We start from the raw sequence: 4,609 nt of genomic DNA on the forward strand, positions 1-4,609 counted from the left end.
CTGAGTGACCTCGACGGCAACATCGCCGATGGGCTTCCGATCGACATGAATGCATCGGAGGAACGCGCAACAGAGGATCTGCTCGAAGAGGAAGCCGCCTGATGCGGGCAGGCGATGTCATGTCGAAGAGACGGCCTCCCCCGTGTGGGGAGGCCGTTTATGTTTTATAGATTATTGCAAATATAACTTAATTGCATTTAAAATTCATTGAAATTATGTTTATTTTTGTGCGAGTGTCAGTCATCGCCAATCGATTTTTCAAGGAGAGTATTATGAACATTGCCGGATTTCCGCTGCAGGGCTTTGGCCAGATGGGTCATATCACGGGGAATACCGACCCCGGGAATTTCGACATTGGAAACCCCGCGAACCCCATGAACCTCGCAAACTTCGCGGGTCTTGCATCTCAGGCAACGCAGCCCGGCGGTTTGCCGAATGCGGCGTTCGACCTGTTCGACAATTTTGATGTTGGTCAGTTCGGCAATGCTGCCGTTGATTTCGTGCAGTCACTCGTCGAAGGTCACGATCCGCTCGCGAGTGGCGCACAACTCGTAGACAATGCTGGCCTGCTGCCCGACAATTTTTCTGCGCAGGATGTCCTTAGGGGCGGTTCGTCTCTCGTCGATGATGGCAACATCGGCGGCTTGTCCTCACTGGCAAGCGGTCTCGGCTTTAATCCCGGCAACATATTCAGCTGATCCCCACAAACATCCCTCGCACCCACATTCGCCATGACAGGCCGCCCGGCGGATCATCTCCGCCGGGCGTTTCGCATTTTCGTCTGCATTGTGCGCCACGGCGTGACCGGGCTTGAACTTTGCCGTATCAGATTGCATGAAGGTGGCATCCCGCTGGCCCGGGCATGCATGCACGCGCGACGCGGCGCTTGCCGCACAGGGTTTACGCGGCGTTAATGTTTCCGTTCGAATGTCGCGCATGGCAGAATCGGATGCGCGGATCGTGCGGATGCGCAAAACCGGTGGCGGGAGGCGAGTAGAAATCGTGGGATCGGGGCGGATCAAAGCGTTTCTCGGCCGTGTCGGCGCGCGTCGTGTCATGGCTCTGGCCCTGTCCCTCGTGCTCGTGATCGCATTGACCCGGGGCACGCAGGATGCGGTGGCCAATGGCGATACCCGCACCCTCGAGATCATCCAGATGCATACCGGCGAGCGCGTCAGCGTCACCTTCCGGCGCAACGGGCGCTATGATCGCAGCGGTCTGCGCCAACTCGACTGGGTAATGCGCGACTGGCGCCGCGACGAGGCGAAGGAGATGGATCCGCGTCTCTATGATCTGCTGTGGGAAGTGCATCGCTCCACCGGGTCGCGTCAGCCGATCCATGTGGTCTCGGCCTATCGTTCGCCTCAGACCAACGAGGCGCTGCGCCGCCGCTCCGGCAATGTCGCGCAGCAAAGCCAGCATACGGTCGGCAAGGCCGTCGATTTCTACCTGCCGGACGTCCCGGCGGAGCGCATCCGCACCATCGGCCTGCGCATGCAGCGTGGCGGCGTCGGCTATTACCCGCGCGCCAACACGCCCTTCGTGCATCTCGATACCGGCGGCGTGCGCCACTGGCCGCGCATGAACCGCAGGCAGCTGGTCGGCCTGTTCCCCGATCAGCGCACTGTCCATATTCCCTCGGACGGCAAGCCGCTCGCCGGGTTCGACCAGGCGCGCCGCGAGATCCTCGCCGCCGGTGGCACCGTTATGGGTGAGACCGGGCGTCAGGTGGCCGAGGCGCCGACGCGCCGCCGCAGCCTCTGGCGCGCCCTGTTCGGCATTCCCGAGGAGAGCGAGCAGGATATCGCAGAGGCGGATTCGTTGCCGGCACAGGCCCCGGCGCCGAGCCGCCAGCAGGTCGCACCGGCACCATCCGCGCCCGCTGCCGTGGCCCAGGCGCCACAACGCATCACGCCTTCTCTGCCCGAAGCGCCGCCGGCGCCGCCACCCGCACCGCGTTCGGCACAGAGCGGTCCGACGCCGGATGAGGCCGCGACTTCCGACAGTCTCGCCTTGGCACAAGCCCCGCCGCTGCCGGCCCCGCGTCCTGCCGATCTCGGTCCGGCCATGGTCTGGCAGCAGGGTCCGGAGGCGCTCGTCTCTGCTGATGCGGCTGAGGGCCGCGTCGTTGAAACCGGGATCGCCGATGCGTCCCAAGCCGGCGATACGGGCGCGATGCCTGCCTCTCTCGCCAGCCTCGATGCGCTGCCAATGCCGCCGCGCCGTCCGACTTCTTTCGAATCCATCGGCACGCTGGTCACCGCCTTCGCCGATCCGGCGGCAGAGGCGGTTTCGGATGATCCGTTGACGCAACTGGGCCTGCGCCGCGACATCCGCGACGACAACGCCGCGCAACAAACGGCAGCGGAGCAATCCGCCGAAGCCTCCGACGGGCGCATTGCCGTCGCATCGCTCGAAGCGCCGGTGCCGCCGCCTGTGGCGCGAGAAGCGATTACCGAGACGGCCTCGACCGGCAGGCGTGGCGCGCCATCATCGCGCGATCTCGTCACCACTGCCCGCGATCCGCGTGCCAGCTGGCGGGTGCTCTTCACCGGGCAGCCCCATGCGGATGAGGCCGTGCGCCGTTCCGCCGCGCGCAATGGCGCCGTGCGTTTTGCGCAAGCGAAGCCGCAGGGCCGCGAGACGCCAGCCGGCTTCGTCGGCGTGCGCGAAGCGGGCCTTGCGCTCGGCTTTGCCAGAGAGAGCGTGCCCGGGCCGACAATCGGCGCGTTTTCCGGGCCCGCCGTGGCGCCACTGCCGGTCCGGCAGTGAGCCGTTTCAGCCTGCCAGCAGGGACTTGATCTCCGCGCGCAGTTGCGGGCCGAGCGTTTCGTCCTCCAGCCCGTAGGCCAGATTCGCGACAAGGTAGCCGAGCTTCGAGCCGGTATCGAAGGTGCGCCCGTCATAGCGCATGGCGAAAAAGTCCTGACGCTCGGCAAGGCGTTTCATCGCATCGGTGAGCTGGATCTCGTTGCCCGCACCCGGCCCTTGATCGGCGAGCAGATCGAAGATCCCCGGCTGCAGGATATAGCGCCCCGAGATGATCAGGTTTGACGGCGCCTCGCCCTTCGGCGGCTTCTCGACCATGCCGGTGATGCGGTAGGTGCGCCCGGCCTCGTCGTCGCGGAAGGCCTCGTCCACGGCAACGATGCCGTATTTATGGGTCTCGTCCTCGGGCACTTCCTCGACCGCGATGATGTTGCCGCCGTGGCGTTTGTAGGCTGCGAGCATCTGCGTCATGCAGCCGCGCGAGAGCATGTCGGGCAGGATCACTGCGAAGGGCTCGTTGCCCACGATGTCACGGGCACACCAGACGGCATGGCCGAGGCCGAGCGGTGCCTGCTGGCGGGTGAAGCTCGTCGCGCCCGCCGCCGGCAGATCCGCCATCAGCGCCTCGTATTCCGCCGTCTTGCCGCGCTCGCGAAGCGTTGCCTCCAGCTCGTAGGCCATGTCGAAATGGTCCTCGATCGGGCCCTTGTTGCGCCCCGTGACGAAGACGAAATGCTCGATTCCCGCAGCGAGCGCCTCGTCGACGACATGCTGCACCACCGGGCGATCCACCACGGTCAGCATCTCCTTGGGGACGGCCTTCGTGGCAGGAAGAAAACGGGTCCCGAGCCCCGCGACGGGAATGACGGCCTTGCGAACAGGCTGCATGTGAGTTCCACCCCTTTCTGGCACGCACGTTCCGGCTTGATCCTGCCGTTAAGGAACGCGTGATCTTTCATCTGTAGATTGTCCGACCAAGGCTGCCTTACGGTCAAGACAAACCCATGGTATGGCGCCGCTTGCCCGATAGAAACCCGTGAAACGGCGGAGAGTTGCAATGACAGTGCTGGTGACCGGCGGCGCGGGCTATATCGGCAGCCACATGGTACTCGCCCTGCGCGATGCCTGTGAACCGGTCGTCGTGCTCGATGATCTTTCGACGGGCCAACGCAATGCCGTGCCGGAGGCTGTGCCGCTGGTCATAGGGGATGTCAGCGATCAGGCTCTCGTGCGCGATATCGTCGCACAGCACGGGGTGACAGCGCTGGCGCATTTCGCCGCGCGTATCGTGGTACCCGATTCGGTAGCCGATCCGCTCGGCTATTACGAGGCAAACACCGTCAAGACCCGCGCGCTCATCGCTGCAGTGCAGGATGCCGGGGTCGGGCAGGTAATCTTCTCCTCGACCGCCGCAATCTATGGCGAGCCGGACGAATCGCCGGTGAGCGAGGAGGTGCCGCCGGCGCCGATCAACCCCTATGGCCGCTCCAAGCTGATGAGCGAATGGATGCTCGCCGATGCGGCGCATGTCCTGCCGCTGCGCTACGTCGTCCTGCGCTATTTCAACGTGGCCGGCGCCGATCCGCAGGGCCGCTCGGGCCAGTCTACCCCCAATGCCACCCATCTGATCAAGGTTGCCTGCGAGGCCGCGCTCGGCAAGCGCGCAGGCCTGTCGATCTTCGGTACCGATTACCCGACCCCGGACGGGACCTGCCTGCGCGATTATATCCACGTCACCGATCTCGCCGATGCGCATCTGCGCGCGCTCGCCCATCTGCGCGGTGGCGGCGACAATCTCGTCCTGAATTGCGGCTACGGCCATGGCTTCTCGGTGCGTGAG

4 protein-coding genes are annotated in these 4,609 nt (G+C 64.8%); 3 read left to right on the forward strand and 1 reads right to left on the reverse strand.

Features of this window, described 5'->3' with window-relative positions; genetic code table 11:
* The first annotated feature begins 272 nt into the window (after positions 1-272).
* Together VKP01_RS08230 and VKP01_RS08235 are read left to right on the forward strand one after the other, a co-directional pair.
* Positions 273-698 (forward strand): hypothetical protein, encoded by a 426-nt coding sequence (locus tag VKP01_RS08230; RefSeq protein ID WP_324411669.1) that lies wholly within the window; start codon positions 273-275, stop codon positions 696-698.
* A 268-nt stretch (positions 699-966) separates the two neighbouring features.
* Positions 967-2,772 carry a DUF882 domain-containing protein gene (locus tag VKP01_RS08235; protein WP_324411670.1) on the forward strand — a complete coding sequence of 602 codons (1,806 nt, stop codon included), beginning with the start codon at positions 967-969 and terminating at the stop codon, positions 2,770-2,772.
* 6 nt (positions 2,773-2,778) lie between these two features.
* On the opposite strand, the gene galU is transcribed toward VKP01_RS08235, so the two are convergent.
* Positions 2,779-3,657 (reverse strand): UTP--glucose-1-phosphate uridylyltransferase GalU, encoded by an 879-nt coding sequence (galU, locus tag VKP01_RS08240; protein WP_324411671.1) that lies wholly within the window; start codon positions 3,655-3,657, stop codon positions 2,779-2,781.
* A 169-nt stretch (positions 3,658-3,826) separates the two neighbouring features.
* Here galU and galE point away from each other — a divergent pair.
* The coding region (galE, locus tag VKP01_RS08245; protein WP_324411672.1) for a UDP-glucose 4-epimerase GalE at positions 3,827-4,609 on the forward strand (783 nt) is incomplete at its 3' end.

Origin of the sequence: Saliniramus sp., from assembly GCF_035311605.1 — a bacterium.
In the GTDB taxonomy this organism is placed as follows: Bacteria; Pseudomonadota; Alphaproteobacteria; order Rhizobiales; family Beijerinckiaceae; genus Saliniramus.

Coding starts and splice junctions, on each gene's coding strand:
- VKP01_RS08230 (WP_324411669.1), top strand. CDS start 273: ATGAACATTGCCGGATTTCCGCTGCAGGGCTTTGGCCAGATGGGTCAT.
- VKP01_RS08235 (WP_324411670.1), top strand. CDS start 967: ATGCGCAAAACCGGTGGCGGGAGGCGAGTAGAAATCGTGGGATCGGGG.
- galU (WP_324411671.1), bottom strand. CDS start 3,657: ATGCAGCCTGTTCGCAAGGCCGTCATTCCCGTCGCGGGGCTCGGGACC.